The following is a 21,732-nucleotide window of genomic DNA, read 5'->3' as shown; positions in this document are numbered from 1 at the left end:
TGTTTCAATTATTTCTATATTAATAAATTAGTTTTATTGGACATGGGGTTGGGGGTTTTGCCAATGCAATTTGATTTGGATTTCATATTTTAGTAGTAAGAGGAATTTTATTTAGGGAGGTGGTTGTTTTGCATAATCGAAGGAGAAAAAGTCCTTTTGCTTTGTGTATTTTTCCGGGGTATCGATGGTGTGGTCCTGGCTGCAGTGGTCCAGGGGCACCTATTAATGATGTAGATGCCTGCTGCCAGAGACATGATCGCTGCCTTAGTCGGGGAATCTCCCCTTGTCAGTGTGATGCAGAATTTATCGAGTGTCTACGTGTGAGGAAAAATAGATTTACAGATAAAGGAAGGAAAGCAGCATTAATGCATGACTTTATGAAGGTAAAGACAACATTTACATGTGGCGGCCAGCATCGACGATATTGAAAAAGAAAGAAGGGTCAACCTTCTTTCTTTTTCGCTAATTCTGTTCTGTCTTTGGTTCCCGGGGGTTGCTCAAGCCAGTTGTTCTTGATCATAATGTCAGCACCGCTTTTAGCAAATTGGGCAATTTCAATTGATAAGCGTTCATAATTCAAGGCTAAATCTGTTCTTTGGCTTGCAGCGGCAGCCGTTGCATAATTCCCTGTTCCAGAGGCGCTTAAGAGCGACATATGAAACATAAGCAATTTATCAGAAAAGGTTTGGCTGGTTGAATGGCTAATTGATAAATCAGGTAAATTGGGTGTTTCAATATTGTTATCAAGTAAGGTAGATACAAATATCTGAATGTGTTTTTGTGAAATTTCTTTTCCTCTTATCATAAATTCTTGTACTTCTTTAGTGGGAGAGGTTTGCGCGAAGGCAAGACATAATTTAACCCCAATCGCATTGGTCACGGTATTCATATACAAATGGGATATTTCAACGGCATTTAAAGGACGTTTTTTGCTAAAAGGATTTAAACCGCTTAAATATTTTTTGCTATCAACATAATCGGTTTCTTTCGGAACTTCAATGTAAGGGTGCCTTGCAACTATCCCCTTTTGAAGTCCAATATCCAATGCTTGATTATAAAGTGTGGTTATTTTCTTTAACTCCTCTGTAAAGTAAGCACGAATGTCAGTCCGCGTACTCATAGCAAGAAATCCGCCATACGCAAGCATTCCGACTTTTGCCATATGATTTACATAGGATAAACAAAACGTGTCTGTAAAGAGCCATGGAGCATTTACATTCACGTCACTATCAGTAAAACCGTTTGGATAAGCAAACTGCTCTTTTTCAAATAAAGTATGTAAAAAATTCAAGTGATCCGTTGAAATATTCAGTGCAAATTGAATTACAGGTTTTATATCGGTATCTTGGATATGGTTTATCATAAAAGTTAAGACACATTTGGACATACTGTCATTCAAATAGGCAGTCCACAGGCATGCGATCTCGGAAGATGTTAAGTGTATATGCTGGTGTTCCATATAGAATCCCTCCGGCTACCAAATTTTTGAGCCAATGTTATTATTTACATTTGTTGGATTGGATATGCGAAAGGGCGAATACTTTGAAATCTTACTTGATATAGGTAATTATAGGAGTAAATCTACTTTTCGAGAGGGCGAATTTCATGTACTTTCTCTATTGGTTTCTTAAACTTGGCTGGCTGGTGTTGATTATATTTACTGGAAATATTTATTTAAGCAGCCTTGGTATTTGGTCCGTGGTCATTGGTATTGCACTATTTTTAGTAGGGAATTCACTGATTAATAAAAAAGTGGAACCCCTACTGAAAAAGAATTCTTGATTTAGATCACGGAACTTTCCCCCCTAAGCTTTTATAATGAGCTTAATTATCATAAACGGGGTGGTTTGAATGGAACTAATTATCGGCTCAAGCAATATGGCTGCATATTTAGAAGAAACCGAGATGATCGACTTCCATCATCCGGTTATTCGTGAAAAAATTGAAGAGCTTCAGCGTATTGGTAAAAACAAGCATGATTGTGCACAATTAGCGTTTCAGTTTGTCCGAGATGATATTCAGCATTCTTTTGACAAGGAGAGTACTAAAATTACCATCAGTGCTTCTGAAACACTCGAGCAAACAGAAGGGATCTGTTTTGCCAAATCACATTTACTTGCAGCCTTGCTAAGAGGAATGGGCATTCCCACAGGCTTTTGCTATCAGCGGGTAACACGGAGGGGAACACCTGAATCAGGATATGCACTGCACGGATTAAATGCTGTCTATTTTCATGAACTCTATACGTGGTTTCGAATTGATCCAAGAGGAAATAAGCCTGGGGTACAATCTGAATTTAGCATCAGTCCCGAAAGACTAGCATACCCCATCCGAACGGAATTAGGTGAAGAGGATTATCCATATGTGTACAGCAAACCATTAGAATCTGTCATTTCGTCAATGAAGTATTCAACTGATTGCAAGGAGTTATTTTACAATCGTCCGGAAGCTATTGATTAAGGCAAATGAAAAGAGCTAGGACACACCTAGCTCTTTTAACTTATTGTGCTTCATTTCCTTCAGCGGAATTATTTATTTCCCCATTCTGAGTAGTATCTTCTCCTTGATTTAATCGAGCTTTTTTTAAATCAAAATAGGCTTTAAAAATTTCATCAGCAATTTCTAAATTAGTATGTGTTTGATCAGTAGTTGACCAAGGAACAACAACGGATACGGCAATTTCAGGATTGTCGTATGGAGCATATCCTACAAACGTTACATTCCATAGCATGGGGTGGCCGCCTAAAGGGCCATCGTATAATGCTTGTGCTGTTCCCGTTTTCCCTGCTATCTTATATTGTTTATTTTTGATGGACCCGTATCCAGTGCCCTGTGGATCGTTGACGACAAGTCTCAAGCCCTCTTGAACATGGTTAATCCAAGAGTCTTTCATATCAATTTTATTTAAGACTGTCGGTTTCATTTCTTCAAGGATAGGACCCAATTCATCAGCCTTATTAGTAGGCTTCCGAATTTCTTTTACGAGATGTGGCTGGACCCGAAAACCGCCATTGGCAATGGTTGAAATATACTGAACGAGTTGCAGTGGTGTATAGGTGTCATATTGCCCTATTGCATAGTCCAAGACTTTACCGGCATCTGATGGTATTTGTCCACCGCCGTACCCAGTCTGTTCACCCGGGAGGTCAATGCCCGTCCTAACGCCTAATCCAAATTGAGCAAAGTTTTTTCGGAATGTATTGATGGCTGCAACTTTATCAATACTTAACGGGCCATTTGGAACGTACGTTTGTTGCCCGCCAAGCTTCATCGCTGTCAAGAACATATAGACGTTCGAAGATCTTTTTAACGCATATAAATCATTTATTGAGCCAAAACCTACTGTGTTCCATGATTTTTTAACTTGTGTACCTTTAAACTTTAATGGTTGGTCATATAGGCTTTGCCACGGAACAATTGCCCCTGTTTGATACCCGGTTAATACGGTTGCGGCTTTTACAACAGATCCCATAGAATAAGAAGTAGTCATGTTTCCTAATGCAAAATCTCTCACTTCTGTTTTTTTCGTTTCATTATCTACTACATATTGTTTACCGGACATAGCGAGCATTTCTCCGGTTTTTGGATTCATAACGGAGACCAAAGTTCGATCGATATAAGGCTGGCCAACCCTGGCTTTCCCAAGCTTGTCTTGAATAATCTCATCAATCTTTTGTTGAAGTTCAATATCAACGGATAAAACTAAATCATTGCCTCTTTTTCCTTCTTGAAAAATTTGCGTTTCCAAGACATTCCCTGATTTATCGGTAATATTCTTTACCGTTTCTTTTTGCCCTTGTAATACGTCATCATACTGTTGCTCGATATAACTCTTTCCCACACGATCATTACGGCTATACCCTTTCGCAAGCAAGTAATCTAGACTATCTTTTGGCAGCCCCTCTTTGGCACTGGTCACTTTGCCTAAAACAGAGCTTAATGGTCCGTTCCCATCTGCATTTTTCAAGACATAATCCCTGTCCCAATCTGTTGTGGTATCCACTCCTGGTAAGGAATCAAGATGTTCACTTACAACGGCATATTCTTCATCGGTAACATCTTTATTTTTGATAATATGAGGGGATAAGGCGGTTCCGCTGGCCATTTCACGAAAAATAGCCAATACCTCAAGTTCCTTTTGTGAAAAAGAATTTAGTTCTTCCTCCGTAATTCTTTCCCTGGTTAAATCATATATTTCTTTATCATACTCTTTCTTCTCTAACTCTTTCTTCTGTAGTCTTTCTTTATCCTTATTCGTTATTTTAGCAATAGCTAATTTGGGGTGCTTGATGATCCAAAAGTCTTGGCGATCTCTCTTTGTAATAGCCTTGAAATCATCCTCGGATTCTTTACTTATAAGGTCAGCTAGTTTAGCGGCAATGTCCAACATTTCATCCTGGGTAACCGAACCGGACCGAGTATAGGTAATAGCTTTCAATGGCTGATTTCCAACTACTAGCTTGCCATTCGTGTCAAATATTTTCCCACGCGGTACAGATGAATTCACGGGAACAATCTCCTTTTGGTCAATCTCGCGCTGATAATTTTCTCCAAAAACGATTTGCAACATCCCCAAACGAAGAATGAGCGTGGAAAATAATAGAAAGACAATAAAAAATAGTATGTTTATTCTTAATGGGGTATTTTCCTTTTTTTTCTTTTTCACTGTATTCAATCTGGACAAACCTCTCTACATATTAAAATTTTTATCTATAAACCTACTATAACGAAAGTACTATATTTTGGAAAGTTTCTTGTTCTGGTAAGATAAAGGAGATCTACATTAAAATGGAGGAGAAAATCTTGAACCTATTTCAAAAAGTATTGGAGCTTGATTTAGCGTACCTGGACACTTTTACGAGGCGAGAAACAACTTCCTGGGGCTATATTCTACATAATGAAGCCCAGCCAACTTACTATGATGCTAACCATGCACATATTCATGAAGCTCCACAAAATCCTAGGGCAGTGATTGAAGAAGTCATACAGTTTTATCAAGAAAGAAATATAATCCCTCGTTTTTATTTATATAATCTTGAAAAACTAGATTCGTTTATAAAAGAATTAGATTCTTACAAATTTGGTTTTGAGGAATTAGTCAGCCCGATCCAAATCTGGAACAAAGAAATTACTGAGTATAAAGGCAGGGAGCTTGTCACGATTGAAAAAGTAACAAATGAGAATTTTAATGAGGCATTAGAAATTGAATGCAGTATTAAAGAGTTTGGCGGAAGGGAGGTAAGGGAAAAGGCATTTCCAGAAGAGTTTAACCACCCGGCTTTTACTCATTATCTTCTTCGCTATGATGGGGAATCATGTGCAACGGCTTGTATATTTGAACATGGTGATCAAGCTCGAATGGAAAGCGTCGCAACGAAAGAGGAATTCAGAGGGAAAGGCTTGATAGGAGAGCTCATTTACTTCCTGCAGGCAGAGGTAAAGAGCAAGGGAATAGAGGATTTTTGGGTTTTTCCAATCAATGAGAAAATCGAAAAAGTCTATGCAAAATACGGTTTTCATACAACTGGGAAATTCATTACCGGCCATGCCTTTTTAGGTGGGAAAAGCATTAAAGAAATCCAGGAAGGCTAAGGTGGCAGCACCATATTTTGCTGTGCCACTGGGAGGACCAACGCTGTGAAGGGGATTGAGTTTTAGAAAAAAATCCTGTCATATCTTACTAGTTTTTTTGATATGACAGGACTTTTTTATTTCGTTCTTGGCATGATAAACCCATTTTCCACCTTATTAAATCCAATTTGCGGATAATATTCCATTGCAGTGGGTGCGGATAGCAGCAATAATGTGACTTCCTCGCCAATTTGTTCTTGAACCAATCGTACTAACTCTTTTCCAATACCCTTTTTTTGATAGTCTTTGTTCACGGCCAAATCTGATAAATAGCAGCAATAGCTGAAATCTGTGACTGCTCTTGCAACGCCCACTAATGTTTGTTCATCCCATGCAGTAATAAGCAAATCACTATGTTCAATCATTCGCTGCAGGCGAGGTAAATCATCAACAGGCCGTCTTATCCCGGACCTTTCAAACACATCAGATAATTCCTCCGCAGTAACAGCCGTCCCAATCCTAAAGTCAATTGATTTTCCATCTGAAAAATTCATCGTAAACATCATCCCTTCCACCATATTATCTATGATTATAGAAAATAACTGATATGCCCAAAAGGGTCAGATATAATGTAATTAACCATACCAGATGATTAAGGAGGGGAAAGAGTGTGGTAGAAATAACCATCAATATGGATTACGGGAGCGGGGAACCGTTATATATACAACTCTATAACTTTTTCAAAAAAGAGATTCAAACAGGAAAAATTGAACCAGGGGAAAGACTTCCGTCAAAAAGGAGACTATCCCAACATCTGGGAATCAGCCAGAATACGGTTGAGACAGCTTATGAACAATTGCTGGCAGAAGGATATGCTGAAAGTGTGGAGAGAAAAGGAATCTATGTGAATAACCTTAATCGTGATTTGTTTATCCACTTTGAGGATTCCCCAAAAACACAAAAGGAAATAAGTGAAGACAGCGTGCAATATAGAGTTGATTTTAGTCACGGTGCTGTCGCGTTGGAACATTTTCCTTATTCGGTTTGGCGAAAGTTAACCCTTCAAAGTCTTTACGAAGAAGAAAATTCTCATTTTTTAAATGGCGATTCACAAGGGGAATTGGCACTCCGAGAGGTGATTTCCAAATACTTGTATCAATCAAGGGGTGTAAGATGTAGCGCCGATCAAATTATCATTGGTGCCGGAACCCAATATTTAATTGGCTTGTTAACGATGATTATTGGGAGAGATAGGATTTATTCGATGGAGGATCCAGGGTTTCATCGCACTAGGGAAGTATTTAAAGATCAAGGGGTGACCTTAAAACCGATTTCACTCGATCAAGAAGGGATGGCCCTCAATCATTTAGCTGAAAGTAAGGCGAATATCACCTATGTTACCCCTTCACACCAATTTCCAAATGGAATGGTCATGCCGATTACAAGAAGAATGGAATTATTAAAATGGGCAGGGGAAAAGGACAGGTACATTATTGAGGACGACTATGATGGGGAATTTAGATATAAGGGAAAACCAATTCCCTCCTTGCAAGGACTAGACAGGAACGGCAAAGTCATTTATTTAGGGACTTTCTCCAAATCCCTGATTCCTTCGATACGTATTAGTTTTATGGTCTTACCTACTAGCTTACTAGAAAAATATAATCAGCATTTTACTTTTTACAAACAGACTGTATCAAGGCTCCATCAACACACACTTTGGCAATTCATGATTAGTGGCCATTGGGAACGGCATTTAAATAAAATGAGAACCGTCTACCGTAAAAAGCAGACTGTATTGATTCAGTCCATTGAGAAATATCTGGGTCAAAAAGTAACGGTTATTGGGGATGAAGCGGGGTTACATATTCTATTAAACGTACAAAATCAAATGTCTGAAACGGAACTGATTGAAAGAGCTTCGGAAAAGAAAGTAAAGGTACACCCAACCTCAGTTTATTATGCGAATCAGGATATTGAGCAAGAACCAATGATTTTATTAGGCTTTGGTGGTTTAACAGGGGATCAAATAGAGCTAGGGATACGATTATTAAAAGAAGCATGGGAGTTAGACTAAGTAGTGTAATTTGGCATGTAAATTAAATTGGTGGAATATTCTTAAAAAAGTAAATGTCGTTATAATTGTGGAACATCATAGCAAATTTAAAAATGTTGCTTTGTGGAAATAAGAGGAAAATATGAATCTGTGTAGAAATAGTAAAAAGATTATTATATTTGAAAGGAAGATACTACTTGAAATTATCAATTATTAAAAGTGTCCGAACTAATAATTTTAACGATGACCTTTTGATACAAAAGATTACAGGATTGTGGAGGGAGGCTTCCAATCGACTTACCAAGCCAGACATGATTACTTACGGTGTGTATCATGAGTACAAGAGTGACTATAAAGGGGATTTTACATTAAGCATTGCTATTGAAGAGAATAACCGCGTACCTTCATTAGAAATACCACATAACGCAAAATATGAAATCTTCCATGTGAATACAACAGAAGAACAAGGGATTATTAACACTTGGAAAAAGATATGGGAGCTTGAAAATGCAGGTACGTTGGAAAGAGCATACACATATGATTTTGAGAAATATTACCCGCAAGGAGAAATTGAGGTCCACATTGCGATTAAATAGTAATCTACCTCCATTGCAATTTTTCCGTGTCAACTTTGTAACCTTCTTTTGTCAGTAGGAATTCCCACAAAGTTACCTGCGCAGCAGAAGCCAAACAAGCAGGGCTTTTTTGGAAAGTTATTTGGTCGGTAACAGAAAACGAACTAGGATAAAAATACATGTAGAAGGGTGTTGTTGAAATGGCTGGTTCGAATACAAAAAAGGAGCTTCTCGGCTGGGGGAAATCATTATTTATTGCAGTGGGTATTGCTGTTATTATCCGAACATTTTTATTTTCACCCTATATTGTTGAAGGTGCATCGATGGAACCGACGTTACATAATCATGAGAAAATTTTAGTGAACAAAATGAGCTATGTGATGAGTTTAAATAGAGGTGACGTTGTTATTATTAAAGGTCCAGCCGTTAATTATGTAAAAAGAATCATAGGGATGCCAGGGGATAAGGTTGAAATGAAAGCTGACCAATTATTGATAAATGGTGAGCCCATTAAGGAATCCTACCTATCAGAAAATCGTAAGGCTGCCGAGGAAATGGGGAGTCTGTTAACAGGTGACTTTGGCCCAATCTCAGTCCCTGCAAATCATTATTTTGTAATGGGGGATAATCGTCTAAAAAGTATGGATAGCCGCAATGGTTTAGGCTTTATCAAGCAAACAGCCATTATAGGAGAAAGTGAATTTGTGGTCTTCCCTTTCTCGGATATTAGGAATGTAAAATAGCCGAGAAACGATGGATATATGCAAAAAAGTGGGAAGGCGGCCGATGCGGCCTATTTTTTTGCAAAAAAATAGATTGGTGTCAGCACCAATCAAATTATGGGAAGTTTTAAGAAATGAGCTCCTAAGAACTTATTTCCTAATTAAGTTACTCTTATCATATGAAAAACTTGTGTAGAACTTAGGGGGAAGTTGTGTGGAAGTTGTGAAGAATTTCTTTGTGGGTAAAATTACCTGTATATCCCTATTTTTCATTAATTTATTTTCTTAATAGCTTACATGATTTATAATTTTAATTGTTAACCTATTAATAATATTGGTTGACAATTAAAATTGAGGTGATGGCATGGATTGGATTAAGCTGGCGAAAAATGTGATTGATGGACAGGAATTAACTAATGACGAGGCAATGGAAATCCTATTATCCAATGATGAGGATATTCTATTACTCGTTAATGGAGCCTATGAAATTCGCAGAAATTATTATGGGAATAAAGTGAAGTTGAATTTGTTAATTAATGCTAAAAGCGGACTATGTCCCGAGGACTGTGGGTATTGTGCTCAATCGATTAAAGCAAAAACAGAAATTGACCGGTATACTCTCATTGGCAAACAAACGATTGTGGAGGGCGCTAAAGAGGCAAAAAGGAATAAAATTGGTACATATTGTATCGTAATTAGCGGGAGGAAGCCGACCAATAATGAGGTAGATACTGTTGTCTCGGCTGTCCGAGAAATTAAAAATGAGGTGGAGCAAATTAAAATTTGTGCCTGTTTGGGGCTTGTGTCCGAAGAACAGGCAGTTAAGCTGAAATCCGCCGGTGTGGATCGATTTAATCACAATATCAATACAAGCGCGAGCCATCATGAGAATATTACCAGCACGCATGATTATGAGGATCGAGTTGAGACGATTGAAAATGTAAAGAAAGCGGGGATTTCCCCATGCTCCGGAGTCATTTGCGGGATGGGCGAAACCGATGAGGATATTGTTGAGATGGCCTTTGCCTTAAAAGAGCTAGATGCGGATTCCATTCCAGTAAATTTCCTTCATCCAATTAAGGGCACAAAGCTTGAAAATCTAGATGACCTAACCCCAATCCGCTGCTTGAAAATATTATCCCTGTTCAGGTTTGTTAATCCGACGAAGGAGATTCGAATTTCCGGCGGCCGTGAATTTAACCTGAGATCGTTGCAAAATTTAGGCTTATTCATTGCAAACTCTATTTTTGTCGGCGATTATTTAACGACCAATGGACAATGTGCGGATGCCGACTTCCAGCTCATTAAGGACCTTGGATTCGACATCGAGGAATATCCATTCGATGTAGAGAGCCAGTCGTTTGCAAAAATCTATTAATTGATGGTGATGCTTCACGAAAACTGCTGAGGCATCACCTTTTTGGGCAAAAAAATAGATTGGTGTCAGGCACCAATCAAATTATGGGAAGTCTTAAGAAATGAGCTCTTATGAACTTATTCCTAATTAAGTTACTCCTATCATATGAAAAACTTGTGTAGAACTTAGGGGGAAGTTGTGTGGAAGTTGTGAAGATTCGCTTACGATGGCCGGCGGCCGTTTAAAACACCTTCAGCCATAAATGGCGAGTAAGTCTTTACTAGTAAAAATATGTTAGCCTAACTTTTATTGTCATTAAAGATATTGGGCAAGAATCTATTCCTATTTTTACAGGTAGACATACACTATGTAGCAACAGTAAAAAGGAGGGATTCTTAATGGAACGACAAATGGGAGGTTATCCTGGAAATCCGGGACAAGGTTACCACCATGGCCACGGCAGCAGCTATCAAGGCCAAGGTTACCACCATGGACATGGGGGTTATTATCCAACTCCAGTTGGCTATCATCATGGTCACGGCGGCTACTATCCAGGTCATGGTTATCACCATGGACATGGTGGGTATTATCCGGGACATGGCTACCATCACGGTCACAGCGGCTATTATCCGGGACACGGCTATCACCACGGCCACGGAACGTATAAACCAGGACAGCGGTAATAATAAAGGTAAAATAAGGGAAAAGGTGCCTGACACCCTTTGGGTGTCAGGCACCTTTTGTATACTGTAAATAGTGATAAAGAGGTCAGTTTTTAATTTGAATGACCAAACTTGCTTCATTTGGTAAAATTATCATATAGGAAGTGCAAAAAGGATTCCGAATTATTTCCACCAAAAAAATAGACCTTCAACAAGATGCTTACATAGCCCACACGAGCAGATAAAGCCCAATGACCCTTGTGAATAGAATCAATTATCATACATACATTTTAACAACCAACCCTAGTTAACCACATAACAAATATAACCCAAAGGAGCTAGTGAATATGGAAACTAACCTACAACCGCATATCAGAATTGGAAACGGTCACGAGGTGCAATATGCTTTACTTCCGGGAGACCCTGGTCGCGTCGATGAAGTTGCAAAGTTCTTAGACAATCACGTGGAGCTCGCTTATAACCGTGAATATAAGACGGTGAAAGGCCACTATAAAGGGGTACCTATTTTCGTGACATCTACAGGTATTGGTGGAGTATCTGCTGGAATTGCCATTGAAGAGTTAAAGAATATCGGTGTGAAAGCCATGATTCGGATTGGCAGTTGTGGCGCCTTGCAGCCGCATATACACCTAGGTGACTTGGTCATTGCTTCCGGTGCTGTTAGAAATGACGGAGCGTCATATGCCTATATTAACAAGGCATATCCGGCTATCCCGGATACGGAGCTGCTATTTCATGTAAGGAATGCAGCAAAAAAGAATGGGGCAAAAAATTACACAGGTATTGTCAGATGTCATGACAGCTTTTATACTGATAAAGAGCAAGAAATCGACAAGTATTGGTCAGGGAAGGGAATTCTTGCCTCAGATATGGAAACCGCTGCCCTATTTGTGATTGGCGGTTTGCGTGGCATTAAGACCGCTTCGATATTAAATGTTGTTGTCGAAATAGAGGGGGATTTGGAAGGGGGAATCAATGATTACGTTGATGCGAAAAACAATAGCAAGCGTGGGGAAGAAATAGAAATTCTCACCGCACTTGAGGCTTTTGTTTCCTATGATTCTACATTTTAAAAATGAATAGGGGGTTTTTTAAGTGAAAAAACAAAGCATGTGGTCGTTACGTTTATCAACAGCCGCGCTCGTTCTGATTCCAGTTGCAGTAGGTGTTAACTATATCGGTAAATTACTTGCGCAACTGTTAAAACTGCCGCTATGGTTAGACTCTATCGGAACTGTCTTAGCCGCCATGTTAGGGGGGCCCATTGTTGGTGCCCTAGCAGGAGCAATCAATAATATTATTTATGGTTTTACAGATCCGATTTCATTTGTTTATGCGATTACAAGTGTCGCAATCGGTTTGGCAGTTGGAATCCTTTTTTACAAGGGCTATATTTCCAGCTGGGGAAAAGCTATCGTTGCCGGTTTAATCATTGGGCTTGTGGCTACGATTGTATCGACGCCGCTAAATATTGGTTTCTGGGGCGGACAAACAGGGAATGTATGGGGTGATGCATTATTTGCTTTTATTCTAGCAAACACCGATTCTACTTGGCTGGCATCGCTGCTTGATGAACTGGTTGTTGATGTACCGGATAAATTATTAGTGGTGTTAATAAGCTTTGGTATTTTCAAAGGTTTACCGCGAAATGTGGTCCAACTATATAATAATAATGAAAAAATCGAGACACTGGATTAAGTCTTTTTTATGGAAAAGGGGCGGAGCGCCGCAAACCAGTTTAAGTGAATTACCAGGTCACTAGATGAATAAAGCGACGTCTAGCTCTGCTCACACCGCCTTTATTAGGTGACTACGAGTTGTTCTTTAAATTATATTTCCATCATAGGGTTGGGTGTTAAGCACATGTTAGGGTTTAGAAAGAAAGCTGGTGAAGCTTTTTGAAATCGATTAGTTTGTTTGTGGATCGGAAATCGTTCATTCATGAAGTTGATCCCATCACAAAACTCATATATATTCTTTTTGCTTTATTCATACCGATTATTCTGCCCTCGTTCACGATTTCATTTGTATGTCTGGGATTTAGTCTACTGTTATTGATCGCAGCAAAAGTTATTCGAAAAACAGTTCCTGTTTTTGGCTTTGTCTTTTTCGTGCTGATTACGGTCGTTATTATACAGGGCTTGTTTAAGCCGGAAAATGAAACGGTTCTTTTTCAAATTGGCCAGGTTGCTATGTATAAAGAGGGTCTGCTATATGCCTTAACAATTACGCTTAGGGTAACGAATATCGTTAGTTCCTTTATGATCTTGGTTCTGACGACGAAACCATCGGATCTTGTCGAGACGCTTGTTCGTAAAGGGATGTCACCAAGAATTGGCTATGTAATTGTTTCTGTTTTCCAAATTATACCGGAAATGATGTCGAGCATGGAGACGATCATGGATGCGCAGCGGGCAAGGGGAATGGAAACAGAAGGAAGTTTACTTGTCCGGATCAAGGCTTTCGTGCCGTTATTGGGGCCGGTTATCCTCGGGGCACTGATTAACACAAAAGAACGGGCGATGGCATTAGAAGTGAGGGGCTTTAATTCAAGGGCCCCAAAAACATACCTGATGGAGGAAAAAACCTACGCTTATAGCGGAATAGTTCGATTAGTTATGCTGCTGCTAGTAGTGGGCGCGATTGCGTGGAGGATTTTTGCATGAAGAAAATAGTAGTTGAAGGTCTAAAATACAAATATCCCTTATCCGACACACTTGCCCTTAACGATCTTTCGTTTGATGTGAACGAAGGTGAATTTATCGGTATTATTGGAAAAAACTCGGCGGGAAAATCGACCTTATGCCAGGCGCTTGTCGGGCTTGTCCCTCATTTTTATAAAGGGGCTTACGGCGGTAAGGTCTTGGTGGATGGGCTCGAAGTGAAAAATTGTTCGATTGCTGACCTTTCTCTTAAGGTAGGAATGGTGTTTCAAAATCCATTTACACAGGTGACCGGTTCGAAGATGACGGTCTATGAGGAAATTGCCTTCGGACTTGAAAATAGTGGGCTGCCCCGTTCAGAAATTATTGACAGAATTGATTATGTGCTTGATCTGTTAAAAATTGAACAGGTGAAAGATCAAAATCCTTTTGATTTATCTGGAGGGCAAATGCAGCGGATGGCCATCGCAAGCATTATTGCCATGCAGCCTGATATTTTGGTATTGGATGAACCAACCTCCCAGCTCGATCCTGCGGGCTCTATGGAAGTTTTCAGTGCGATTCAAAACCTGAGCAAACAGGGAATTACCGTTATTCTGGCTGAACATAAAATGGAAAAGGTTGCTGAGTATTGCAATCGAGTCTTACTCCTGCATGATGGAAAAAGGGTTAGCTTTGATTCACCAGAACAAGTATTTTCACGGCAGGATCTTGAGGATTTTGGATTGGTCGCACCTGTATATACAAGAGTGTGTAAAGCCTTGGGTGTAAAGAAGGCTGCCTCGGACTGTTACCCTGTAACCTTGGAGGATGCAGAAAAGGCACTAAGGGGGCAGGTAGGATGATCAAGGTATCCAATCTCTCTTTTTCCTATAAAAAGGGAGGCTACCGAGTGCTTTCAGGAATAAATTTAGAGTTTGACAAGCGGTCAACGGCTATTATTGGACAAAATGGTGCCGGAAAGACTACATTTGTGAAATTGCTAAAGGGATTATTGAAACCGGATGAAGGAGAAATTTTAGTTCATCATTTTGATGCAAAATTAAAAACGGCTGCTGAAATGGCAAGGACAATTGGTCTTGTCTTTCAAAATCCGAATGATCAACTATTTAAACGAACCGTTTTGGAAGAAGTGATGTTCGGCCCATTGAATATTAAAATGGGTAAATATACGGCGGAGAAGCAGGCAATCAAAGCTTTAAAGATGGTGGAACTGGATGATAAACTTGAAGTGAACCCGCATGATTTGAGTTTATCGGAAAAGAAACTGTTATGCATTGCTTCCGTTGTGGCCATGGATACGGACATCATTATTTTTGATGAGCCCACCATTGCACAGGATCATCAAGGGAAAGAGAAGATTCGCCAAATCATCCGGGAATTGAAAAATAAAAATAAACTAGTGATGACCATTATCCATGACATGGATTTTGTTGCAGAGAATTTTGAACGGACAATCGTGTTCAATGAAGGTAAAGTCCTTCTCGACGGAGACACGCGCCACGTGTTTTCACAAAAAGAAATGTTAAAAGAAGCAAAAGTTGAGCAACCCGGAGTCACACAGCTGGCTGAGAAGCTGGGAATTAAAAACACCATATTAACAGTAGAAGAGTATATAAGGGTGTCAGGCACCATGTGAACATGGTGCCTGACACCCTTTTCTTTATTGGTAAGTTGGGAGTTGTGTTTAACGGGTTTTGCCATATAATAGAGATATGGATGTTCACGAAATTGTCAAAAATGCAACGTGGTCACTGTTTATATATGGAAATTGAAGGATTGGTTTATTATTTTACAAGGGGGAAATGAGATGTTTAGAGCAGCAGCGGCGGGGGTGTTAGGGTTTATATTAATTTTTGTTGAATCAATGATTGTCATAAAACTAAAAGGATATGCAACCATTGAATTTGGCGGGATTGCTCCTTTCATTAACGTCTGGGCGATGAATTTCTTTTTTGTCTTTGCGATTTTAACTCAATTAACCAATTGGTATACCAATAAAGAAAGATATGAAGAAGATAATAGCTATTAAAGGTAAGGAAACAGCCGCAATCTCGAGAAAGAAGGAGATTGTGGCTGTTTTTTTGAGGGTGTCCGGCACCCTTTTGCTTTTTTAAATAACTGAACTACTTCGAATGCATTTTAAACTGCAAGAACAGTTCATTATAATAGGCCAGGTTCTTCTTACCAAGGTTTTTATATACCTCGAGTTTTTCAGTCAATTCAGGTGACGGATAGAACCGTTGATCTTTGATGATCTCCTTAGGCATGTGTTTAAGCGCCTGCTTATTCGGCGTTGAATAGCCTACATATTCGGTGTTTTGTGCAGCAATCTTTGGATCTAGCATGAAGTTAATAAACTTATGGGCCGCCTCAATATTCTTCGCCGTTTTCGGAATGACCATATTATCAAACCAAAGATTGGAACCCTCTTTTGGGACGACATAATTCAAATCTTCATTCTCGGACATAATCTCAGAAGCATCTCCTGACCATACCAGGCCAACTGATGCCTCTTCATTGGCTAGCAGCATCTTGATTTCATCGCCTACGATGGCTTTGACATTCGGAGTGATCGTATCGAGCTTTTCCTTTGCTGCAATTAAATGAGCCCTTTTTGTATCATTAAGTGAATAGCCCAAACTATTTAAGCTCATTCCCATTACTTCACGGGCACCATCAATGAGTAGAATCTCGTTTCTTAATGCAGGATCCCAAAGATCGTTCCAGCTAGTAATTTTCTTTCCATTTAGCATTTTTGGATTATAGACAATGCCGACAGTTCCCCAGAAATAAGGCACGGAATACTTATTTTTTGGGTCAAACGGAAGATCCATAAACCGTTTATCAATATTTTTTAAGTTTGGCAGTTTGGAAGGATCCAATGGGATAAGTAAATCCTCATGCCGCATTTTATCAATCATATATTCAGAAGGAACGGCAATATCATACGTCGTGCCGCCTTGTTCAATCTTGGTCAGCATCGCCTCATTGGAATCGAAGGTTTCATAAATAACCTTGATGTTGGTTTCTTTTTCAAACTGTTTGATAAGATCTTCATCGATGTAATCGCCCCAATTATAAATTGTCAGCGTATCGCCGCCCGAATAGCCTTGGGACTTGTTTAAACTGGAAATCGCATACAGGAGCATGGCTGATGCAAGGGCAATTACGAGAAAAAAACGAACGAGTTTGTTCATCGCTTCCGAACCCCCATTCCATTAACCTTGTTACGCTGGGTAATAAAGTAATAGACTACAACGAGCAGTATTGTAAATAGGAACAATAGCGCTGATAGTGCATTAATATTCAAGGAAATTCCTCTGCGGGCTAATGAATAAATTTCAACGGAAAGTGTTGAAAAACCATTGCCTGTAACAAAAAAGGTAACCGCAAAATCATCGAATGAATACGTTAACGCCATAAAGAATCCTGCGAAAATTCCCGGTGTGATAAAAGGAATAATGACCTTTGTCAGGACGTTCCAGCGACTTGCCCCAAGATCCCGAGCCGCGTCAATTAATGTCGGGCTCATCTCCATTAACTTAGGTAGTACCATTAGAACCACGATCGGAATGCTAAAAGCGATATGGGATAACAGCACCGAATAGAAACCGAGCTTAATCCCTGCCATTGTGAACAAAATTAAAAATGAAGCACCGATAATGACGTCTGGGCTGACGATAAGTACATTGTTTAACGATAACAGCGAATTTTTCGTTTGTCTTTTTTTCGCCTGATGAATCGCCAAAGCCCCAAGTACCCCAATGATGGTAGAAAATAACGCTGATAATAAAGCAACTACCACGGTATTCAAAACGATAATCAAAAGTCTAGTATCTTGAAAAAGTTCACGGTACCACTCAAGCGAGAATCCCTTGAAGTCATACATCGTTTCTCCACTGTTGAATGAGAAGATGACAAGAAAGAAAATAGGTGCATACAGGATAAAAAAGACGATTAATAAAAATAACTTGGATAATGGTGTTATTTTTTTATCCACCTTATACACCTCGCTTTCTGGTATTCGTGACGATCATAATGAAAACCATGATAATGATTAAAAAGACTGCAATCGTTGCGCCCATACCCCAATCCTGGGTCACAAGGAAATGCTGTTCAATAGCCGTACCAAGAGTGATTACACGGTTTCCAGCAATTAATCGGGTCAGCATGAACAAGGATAGAGCCGGTATAAAGACCACCTGGCAGCCTGATTTCACCCCGTCAATCGTCAAGGGAAAAATAACGCGGCGGAACGTTGTCCATTTGGATGCCCCCAAGTCATTGGCCGCATCTAAAAGGGTCGGATTCAATTCATTTAATGAATTAAAAATCGGTAAAATCATGAATGGTATAAAAATATATACCGAAACAAATATAAAGCTGAAATCTGTAAATAAAATTTGCTGCGTTCCAATCCCAATCAGTTCTAAGAAGCTGTTTGCCGCTCCATAGGTACCAAATATTCCAAGGAAGGCATAGGCTTTTAACAATAAATTAATCCATGAAGGCACAATGATTAATAAAAGCCATAACTGTTTATGCTTTGTTTTTGTTAATAAATAGGCTGTTGGATAAGCAATCAACAGTGAAATTGCTGTAATCAAGAAGGCGTACCAAAACGAGCTGAGTGTCATCTTTAAATACACCGGTGTGAAAAACTTTTGATAATTCGCTAGCGTTACATTTCCCTCGATATCAAAGAAAGAGTAATAGAGTACGAGGATAATGGGGGCAATGACAAACAGAACAATCCAAAGGAAATAAGGAAGCATATATATATTGCGCGTATGTTTATTTTCCATTAGCTTCCACATCCGAGTAGGCTTCTAACCGTCGGTCGAATTCTTCCTCTGTTTCCCCATGTCGCATAACATGGATGGCTTCCGGGTCAAAATAAAGCCCGATTTCATCGCCCACAGTTGCTTTTTTCGTGGAATGGACCAGCCATTCATTTCCGTCTTGATCGTAGCAGCAGATTTCATAATGAACACCACGGAATAATTGCGAATCAACACGCACTTGAAGCTTGCCGCGTTCTATTGTTGTAATTTCCAAATCCTCTGGTCGGATAACCACATCAATCGGTTCATTCTTGTTCAAACCTTGGTCAACACATTCGAACTCTCTGCCAGTAAATTCTACCCGGTAATCGTCTAGCATTCTACCATCGACAATATTGGATTCACCAATAAAATCCGCCACGAAACGGTTAATCGGCTCATCATAAATATCTGTCGGAGTGCCGCTTTGCTGGATTTTCCCTTTATTGATAACAAAAATTTCATCGGACATCGCCAGGGCCTCTTCTTGATCGTGTGTAACGAAGATAAAGGTGATGCCGAGACGGCGCTGCAATTCACGCAGTTCATACTGCATTTCCGTACGAAGCTTTAAGTCAAGAGCCGATAATGGTTCATCAAGCAGAATCACTTCAGGCTCGTTTACAATGGCACGGGCGATCGCAACGCGCTGGCGCTGACCACCTGACATTTCTTTGATTTCGCGAGCTTCATAGCCTGAAAGGTTAACGAAGCTTAGCGCTTCTTTTACCTTTTGTTCTATTTCTGGATTCTTCATCTTTTTGATGCGCAATCCAAATGCCACATTTTCAAATACATTTAAATGGGGAAACAGGGCGTAGTCCTGAAAAACGGTATTCACCTGCCGCTTATTTGCCGGTATATGATTGATTTTTTTACCGTTAAAAAATATTTCTCCTTCAGATGCTTCAGTAAATCCGGCGATTAACCTTAATATTGTTGTCTTACCGCATCCCGATGGGCCAAGCAGTGTATAGAATTTACCGCGCTCAATCTCAAAGCTTACGTCCTTAAGGACGGGCGGGTCGTTATCATATTGTTTTGTTACATTTTCAAATTGAATTATGGCACCGTTCATAAAAGTGGCCTCCTTTTCAGCTAAATCAAGTTCTACTTGTCCCATTCGGGAATCATTATACAGGAAGAGCCTGAAAATTCAATTACTCTTTTATTTTATAATAAAAAAAACTTGCAAAAAGTTGTTGAATTAACTAATAGTATTAGTTAAAATAAAACTAACGACATTAGTTAAAAGGGGATGATCATAATGAGAATGATCAAAAACGGCTATTTATATCAAGTAACATTTATGGCGAGTGTCTTTCCAGTTAACTGCTATTTAGTAAAGGAAGAGGATGGGTTAACCTTGATTGATGCAGCTCTGGGCTTTTGTACAAAGGGGATATTGAAAGCGGCAGAAACCATCGGAAAGCCCATTACAAAAATAGTTTTAACACATGCACACGAGGATCATGTTGGTGCGCTTGATTCTTTAAGAATGATCTTGCCAGAGGTACCCGTGTATATTTCGATTCGTGACCATAGATTAATGAATGATGATCGTTCGCTTGACCTGCATGAGGAGCAAACGCCGATTAAAGGCGGTGTACCGAAGAAATTAAAGACACGGGCTAATGTGTTATTGAAGGAAGGCGATTTTGTCGGGTCGCTAACAGCGATTGCAGCACCGGGACACACACCGGGATCAATGGCGTTTTTGGATTTGCGTTCAAAGGCTCTAGTGGCCGGGGATGCTTTTCAAACAAGAGGTGGAATGGCGGTGGCTGGAGATATGAAGCCATTGTTCCCATTTCCGTCATTTGGTACATGGAGTAAAAAGACGGCACTGGCTAGTGCAAAGAAACTAGTGAGCTATGGACCTCAGCTTCTTGCCGTGGGTCATGGGGAAATGGTTGAGAATCCTGTGAAAATGATGGAGATGGCCATCGGAAATTTAGAACGGAAACTAAGATAGGAGAACGTAGACAATGTCACCTAGACCAAAAATTGGCCTCGACTTAATGGAGATACTAGATGCAGCAGGGGGGATTGCGGATCAACAAGGAATGCAGGAGGTTACTTTAGCCAATCTGGCTAAGAAGGTAGGGATTCGTCCTCCATCCTTATATAACCACTTTGACGGATTGCCGGGACTTCGCAAAAAGCTGGCGATATACGGGATTGATAGGCTTTACGGGGTAATGGCCGATGCTGCAATTGGGGTGTCAGGCACCGAAGCAGTCCTTGCCATCAGTAAGGCATATGTTAATTTTGCACGAAAGCACCCGGGCATTTATGAGGCAACATTGCTTGCCCCCGACCCTGAGGATGAGGAAGTACAGCAGGCCGGTGCAAAAATAGTGGATCTTTCTGTACGGGTGCTTAAAGCATACCAATTGGAAGGGGATCTGGCCTTACATGCTGTAAGGGGATTACGCAGTATCTTACATGGCTTTTCCTCATTGGAGCAAAAGGGTGGTTTTAAGATGGTGTTGGATTTGGATGAAAGCCTATCGATTATTCTTAAGGCATTTCTTGCTGGGATTAGTGAGAATTCTTTATAGAGGGACATTTTGGAGATGTAAACCTAAGGAAAGCTTTGTTATAATAGGGAAAACGTAAGAAATAAGGAATGATGACAGTGCGAAGCTTAGAAAAATATGGTTTGGTATTGGACGTTGAAACGACCGGGTTAGGTCCGACTAAAGATGAAGTGATTGAATTGGCCTTAAAGTTATTTACCTATCGATCGGATTCTGGTGAAATCATCGATATTGTTGAGGAGGATTCATTTTTAAGGGAGCCACTTTCTGACACAGCACGTTATAACTATGACCAAGCATATAGAGTACACGGGATTCCGTACGAATTAGTTAGAGGAAAAAGCTTTTATGATGCAAAAATAAAAACCTATTCTCATCGAGCAGACACGGTGTTTGCACATAATGCATCCTTTGACCGTAGCTTTCTTTACCATATGTACCCGGAAGTTAATGATTTGAAGTGGTATTGCACGATGCGAGGGGTACCGTGGAAAAATTATGGATATCCAAACGGGAAACTTTTGACCCTATTACAAGCCCATAATATCACCAATTACCAAACACATAGAGCACTTGATGATATTACATATTTAATGGAGCTTCTAAAGAAAACAAGCCCGAACGGAAACCTTTATCTCCAGGAAGTGCTTGAAAAAGGACCAATGAGAAAATATCAGCCAGCCACCGCGCGAACCAAAATGGGCTAGCTAAGCCAACCCCAACGCAATAACCCTGC

Annotated in this window: 25 protein-coding genes; 18 read left to right on the top strand and 7 right to left on the bottom strand. The window is 39.8% G+C overall.

Annotated features, from left to right (window positions below; genetic code table 11):
• Nucleotides 1-128: 128 nt before the first annotated feature.
• Nucleotides 129-428 (top strand): phospholipase A2 family protein, encoded by a 300-nt coding sequence (locus G6554_RS13125; RefSeq protein ID WP_166242543.1) that lies wholly within the window; start codon nucleotides 129-131, stop codon nucleotides 426-428.
• Nucleotides 429-442: 14 nt separating this feature from the next.
• On the opposite strand, the gene G6554_RS13120 is transcribed toward G6554_RS13125, so the two are convergent.
• Nucleotides 443-1,459, bottom strand: a complete 1,017-nt coding sequence (locus tag G6554_RS13120) for a DUF3231 family protein (protein ID WP_166242541.1) — start codon at nucleotides 1,457-1,459, stop codon at nucleotides 443-445.
• Between the two features lie 146 nt (nucleotides 1,460-1,605).
• Between G6554_RS13120 and G6554_RS13115 the strand changes: the two genes are divergently transcribed.
• Both G6554_RS13115 and G6554_RS13110 read left to right on the top strand, forming a co-directional pair.
• On the top strand, nucleotides 1,606-1,782 hold the full coding sequence (locus tag G6554_RS13115; protein WP_166242539.1) for a hypothetical protein: 177 nt from the start codon (nucleotides 1,606-1,608) through the stop codon (nucleotides 1,780-1,782).
• Nucleotides 1,783-1,851: 69 nt separating this feature from the next.
• Complete coding sequence (locus tag G6554_RS13110) at nucleotides 1,852-2,460, top strand: transglutaminase-like domain-containing protein (RefSeq protein ID WP_166242537.1); 609 nt, start codon at nucleotides 1,852-1,854, stop codon at nucleotides 2,458-2,460.
• A gap of 40 nt (nucleotides 2,461-2,500) precedes the next feature.
• On the opposite strand, the gene G6554_RS13105 is transcribed toward G6554_RS13110, so the two are convergent.
• On the bottom strand, nucleotides 2,501-4,675 hold the full coding sequence (locus tag G6554_RS13105; RefSeq protein WP_166242535.1) for a peptidoglycan D,D-transpeptidase FtsI family protein: 2,175 nt from the start codon (nucleotides 4,673-4,675) through the stop codon (nucleotides 2,501-2,503).
• Between the two features lie 128 nt (nucleotides 4,676-4,803).
• Between G6554_RS13105 and G6554_RS13100 the strand changes: the two genes are divergently transcribed.
• On the top strand, nucleotides 4,804-5,592 hold the full coding sequence (locus G6554_RS13100; RefSeq protein ID WP_166242533.1) for a GNAT family N-acetyltransferase: 789 nt from the start codon (nucleotides 4,804-4,806) through the stop codon (nucleotides 5,590-5,592).
• 116 nt (nucleotides 5,593-5,708) lie between these two features.
• Here the strand turns inward: G6554_RS13100 and G6554_RS13095 are convergent, their stop codons facing one another.
• Complete coding sequence (locus G6554_RS13095; RefSeq protein WP_166242531.1) at nucleotides 5,709-6,125, bottom strand: GNAT family N-acetyltransferase; 417 nt, start codon at nucleotides 6,123-6,125, stop codon at nucleotides 5,709-5,711.
• 116 nt (nucleotides 6,126-6,241) lie between these two features.
• Here G6554_RS13095 and pdxR point away from each other — a divergent pair, with 116 nt between their 5' ends.
• From pdxR to G6554_RS13040, 11 genes are all read left to right on the top strand, one after another.
• Nucleotides 6,242-7,648: a MocR-like pyridoxine biosynthesis transcription factor PdxR gene (gene pdxR / locus G6554_RS13090; protein WP_207342972.1), complete on the top strand. Its 1,407-nt coding sequence runs from the start codon at nucleotides 6,242-6,244 to the stop codon at nucleotides 7,646-7,648.
• A gap of 176 nt (nucleotides 7,649-7,824) precedes the next feature.
• Nucleotides 7,825-8,223, top strand: a complete 399-nt coding sequence (locus G6554_RS13085) for a GyrI-like domain-containing protein (protein ID WP_166242529.1) — start codon at nucleotides 7,825-7,827, stop codon at nucleotides 8,221-8,223.
• 179 nt (nucleotides 8,224-8,402) lie between these two features.
• A complete protein-coding gene (gene lepB, locus G6554_RS13080; RefSeq protein WP_166242527.1) occupies nucleotides 8,403-8,945 on the top strand; it encodes a signal peptidase I in 543 nt (180 codons plus the stop codon).
• A gap of 343 nt (nucleotides 8,946-9,288) precedes the next feature.
• Complete coding sequence (gene bioB / locus G6554_RS13075) at nucleotides 9,289-10,302, top strand: biotin synthase BioB (protein WP_166242525.1); 1,014 nt, start codon at nucleotides 9,289-9,291, stop codon at nucleotides 10,300-10,302.
• A gap of 377 nt (nucleotides 10,303-10,679) precedes the next feature.
• Entirely contained in the window at nucleotides 10,680-10,964 is a 285-nt protein-coding gene (locus tag G6554_RS13070; RefSeq protein WP_166242523.1) for a hypothetical protein, read from the top strand.
• Nucleotides 10,965-11,290: 326 nt separating this feature from the next.
• On the top strand, nucleotides 11,291-12,037 hold the full coding sequence (locus G6554_RS13065; RefSeq protein ID WP_166242521.1) for a nucleoside phosphorylase: 747 nt from the start codon (nucleotides 11,291-11,293) through the stop codon (nucleotides 12,035-12,037).
• A 22-nt stretch (nucleotides 12,038-12,059) separates the two neighbouring features.
• Nucleotides 12,060-12,662: an ECF transporter S component gene (locus G6554_RS13060; protein ID WP_308107606.1), complete on the top strand. Its 603-nt coding sequence runs from the start codon at nucleotides 12,060-12,062 to the stop codon at nucleotides 12,660-12,662.
• A gap of 200 nt (nucleotides 12,663-12,862) precedes the next feature.
• A complete protein-coding gene (locus G6554_RS13055) occupies nucleotides 12,863-13,630 on the top strand; it encodes an energy-coupling factor transporter transmembrane component T family protein (RefSeq protein WP_166242519.1) in 768 nt (255 codons plus the stop codon).
• Nucleotides 13,627-14,472 (top strand): energy-coupling factor ABC transporter ATP-binding protein, encoded by an 846-nt coding sequence (locus tag G6554_RS13050; protein WP_166242517.1) that lies wholly within the window; start codon nucleotides 13,627-13,629, stop codon nucleotides 14,470-14,472. The genes G6554_RS13055 and G6554_RS13050 overlap by 4 nt, the downstream gene beginning before the upstream one ends.
• Nucleotides 14,469-15,266: an energy-coupling factor ABC transporter ATP-binding protein gene (locus tag G6554_RS13045; protein ID WP_166242514.1), complete on the top strand. Its 798-nt coding sequence runs from the start codon at nucleotides 14,469-14,471 to the stop codon at nucleotides 15,264-15,266. Before G6554_RS13050 ends, G6554_RS13045 begins: the two co-directional genes overlap by 4 nt.
• Before the next feature lie 171 nt (nucleotides 15,267-15,437).
• Nucleotides 15,438-15,659, top strand: coding sequence for a hypothetical protein (locus G6554_RS13040; RefSeq protein ID WP_166242512.1), 222 nt, complete (start codon nucleotides 15,438-15,440; stop codon nucleotides 15,657-15,659).
• A gap of 94 nt (nucleotides 15,660-15,753) precedes the next feature.
• On the opposite strand, the gene G6554_RS13035 is transcribed toward G6554_RS13040, so the two are convergent.
• From G6554_RS13035 to G6554_RS13020, 4 genes are read right to left on the bottom strand one after another with little or no spacing between them, the layout of a single operon-like run.
• Nucleotides 15,754-16,827, bottom strand: coding sequence for an ABC transporter substrate-binding protein (locus tag G6554_RS13035; RefSeq protein WP_166242510.1), 1,074 nt, complete (start codon nucleotides 16,825-16,827; stop codon nucleotides 15,754-15,756).
• The gene (locus G6554_RS13030) at nucleotides 16,824-17,630 is read right to left on the bottom strand and encodes an ABC transporter permease (RefSeq protein WP_166242508.1); all 807 of its coding nucleotides are present in this window, start codon (nucleotides 17,628-17,630) and stop codon (nucleotides 16,824-16,826) included. The genes G6554_RS13035 and G6554_RS13030 overlap by 4 nt, the downstream gene beginning before the upstream one ends.
• Nucleotide 17,631: 1 nt before the next feature.
• Entirely contained in the window at nucleotides 17,632-18,435 is an 804-nt protein-coding gene (locus G6554_RS13025; protein ID WP_166242506.1) for an ABC transporter permease, read from the bottom strand.
• Nucleotides 18,425-19,531 (bottom strand): ABC transporter ATP-binding protein, encoded by a 1,107-nt coding sequence (locus tag G6554_RS13020; RefSeq protein ID WP_166242504.1) that lies wholly within the window; start codon nucleotides 19,529-19,531, stop codon nucleotides 18,425-18,427. The genes G6554_RS13025 and G6554_RS13020 overlap by 11 nt, the downstream gene beginning before the upstream one ends.
• 189 nt (nucleotides 19,532-19,720) lie before the next feature.
• On the opposite strand from G6554_RS13020, the gene G6554_RS13015 reads away from it, so the two are divergent.
• From G6554_RS13015 to G6554_RS13005, 3 genes are all read left to right on the top strand, one after another.
• Nucleotides 19,721-20,428: an MBL fold metallo-hydrolase gene (locus G6554_RS13015; protein WP_166242502.1), complete on the top strand. Its 708-nt coding sequence runs from the start codon at nucleotides 19,721-19,723 to the stop codon at nucleotides 20,426-20,428.
• A gap of 13 nt (nucleotides 20,429-20,441) precedes the next feature.
• Nucleotides 20,442-21,017 carry a TetR/AcrR family transcriptional regulator gene (locus G6554_RS13010; RefSeq protein ID WP_166242500.1) on the top strand — a complete coding sequence of 192 codons (576 nt, stop codon included), beginning with the start codon at nucleotides 20,442-20,444 and terminating at the stop codon, nucleotides 21,015-21,017.
• A gap of 77 nt (nucleotides 21,018-21,094) precedes the next feature.
• The gene (locus G6554_RS13005) at nucleotides 21,095-21,703 is read left to right on the top strand and encodes an exonuclease domain-containing protein (protein ID WP_166242498.1); all 609 of its coding nucleotides are present in this window, start codon (nucleotides 21,095-21,097) and stop codon (nucleotides 21,701-21,703) included.
• Nucleotides 21,704-21,732 lie beyond the last annotated feature (29 nt).

It is taken from the genome of Bacillus sp. MM2020_4, assembly GCF_011250555.1.
Lineage (GTDB): Bacteria > Bacillota > Bacilli > Bacillales > Cytobacillaceae > Neobacillus.
Note: the sequence above shows the minus strand (reverse complement) of the source record. Positions and strands in the feature narration are given on the sequence as shown.

Bases quoted from the DNA above. Each gene is read 5' to 3' on its own strand.
- G6554_RS13120 (WP_166242541.1), bottom strand. From the start codon at position 1,459: ATGGAACACCAGCATATACACTTAACATCTTCCGAGATCGCATGCCTG.
- G6554_RS13070 (WP_166242523.1), top strand. From the start codon at position 10,680: ATGGAACGACAAATGGGAGGTTATCCTGGAAATCCGGGACAAGGTTAC.
- G6554_RS13095 (WP_166242531.1), bottom strand. From the start codon at position 6,125: ATGAATTTTTCAGATGGAAAATCAATTGACTTTAGGATTGGGACGGCT.
- G6554_RS13110 (WP_166242537.1), top strand. From the start codon at position 1,852: ATGGAACTAATTATCGGCTCAAGCAATATGGCTGCATATTTAGAAGAA.
- G6554_RS13035 (WP_166242510.1), bottom strand. From the start codon at position 16,827: ATGAACAAACTCGTTCGTTTTTTTCTCGTAATTGCCCTTGCATCAGCC.
- G6554_RS13020 (WP_166242504.1), bottom strand. From the start codon at position 19,531: ATGAACGGTGCCATAATTCAATTTGAAAATGTAACAAAACAATATGAT.
- G6554_RS13045 (WP_166242514.1), top strand. From the start codon at position 14,469: ATGATCAAGGTATCCAATCTCTCTTTTTCCTATAAAAAGGGAGGCTAC.
- G6554_RS13065 (WP_166242521.1), top strand. From the start codon at position 11,291: ATGGAAACTAACCTACAACCGCATATCAGAATTGGAAACGGTCACGAG.
- G6554_RS13050 (WP_166242517.1), top strand. From the start codon at position 13,627: ATGAAGAAAATAGTAGTTGAAGGTCTAAAATACAAATATCCCTTATCC.
- G6554_RS13025 (WP_166242506.1), bottom strand. From the start codon at position 18,435: ATGGAAAATAAACATACGCGCAATATATATATGCTTCCTTATTTCCTT.
- G6554_RS13040 (WP_166242512.1), top strand. From the start codon at position 15,438: ATGTTTAGAGCAGCAGCGGCGGGGGTGTTAGGGTTTATATTAATTTTT.
- G6554_RS13010 (WP_166242500.1), top strand. From the start codon at position 20,442: ATGTCACCTAGACCAAAAATTGGCCTCGACTTAATGGAGATACTAGAT.
- G6554_RS13115 (WP_166242539.1), top strand. From the start codon at position 1,606: ATGTACTTTCTCTATTGGTTTCTTAAACTTGGCTGGCTGGTGTTGATT.
- G6554_RS13015 (WP_166242502.1), top strand. From the start codon at position 19,721: ATGAGAATGATCAAAAACGGCTATTTATATCAAGTAACATTTATGGCG.
- bioB (WP_166242525.1), top strand. From the start codon at position 9,289: ATGGATTGGATTAAGCTGGCGAAAAATGTGATTGATGGACAGGAATTA.
- lepB (WP_166242527.1), top strand. From the start codon at position 8,403: ATGGCTGGTTCGAATACAAAAAAGGAGCTTCTCGGCTGGGGGAAATCA.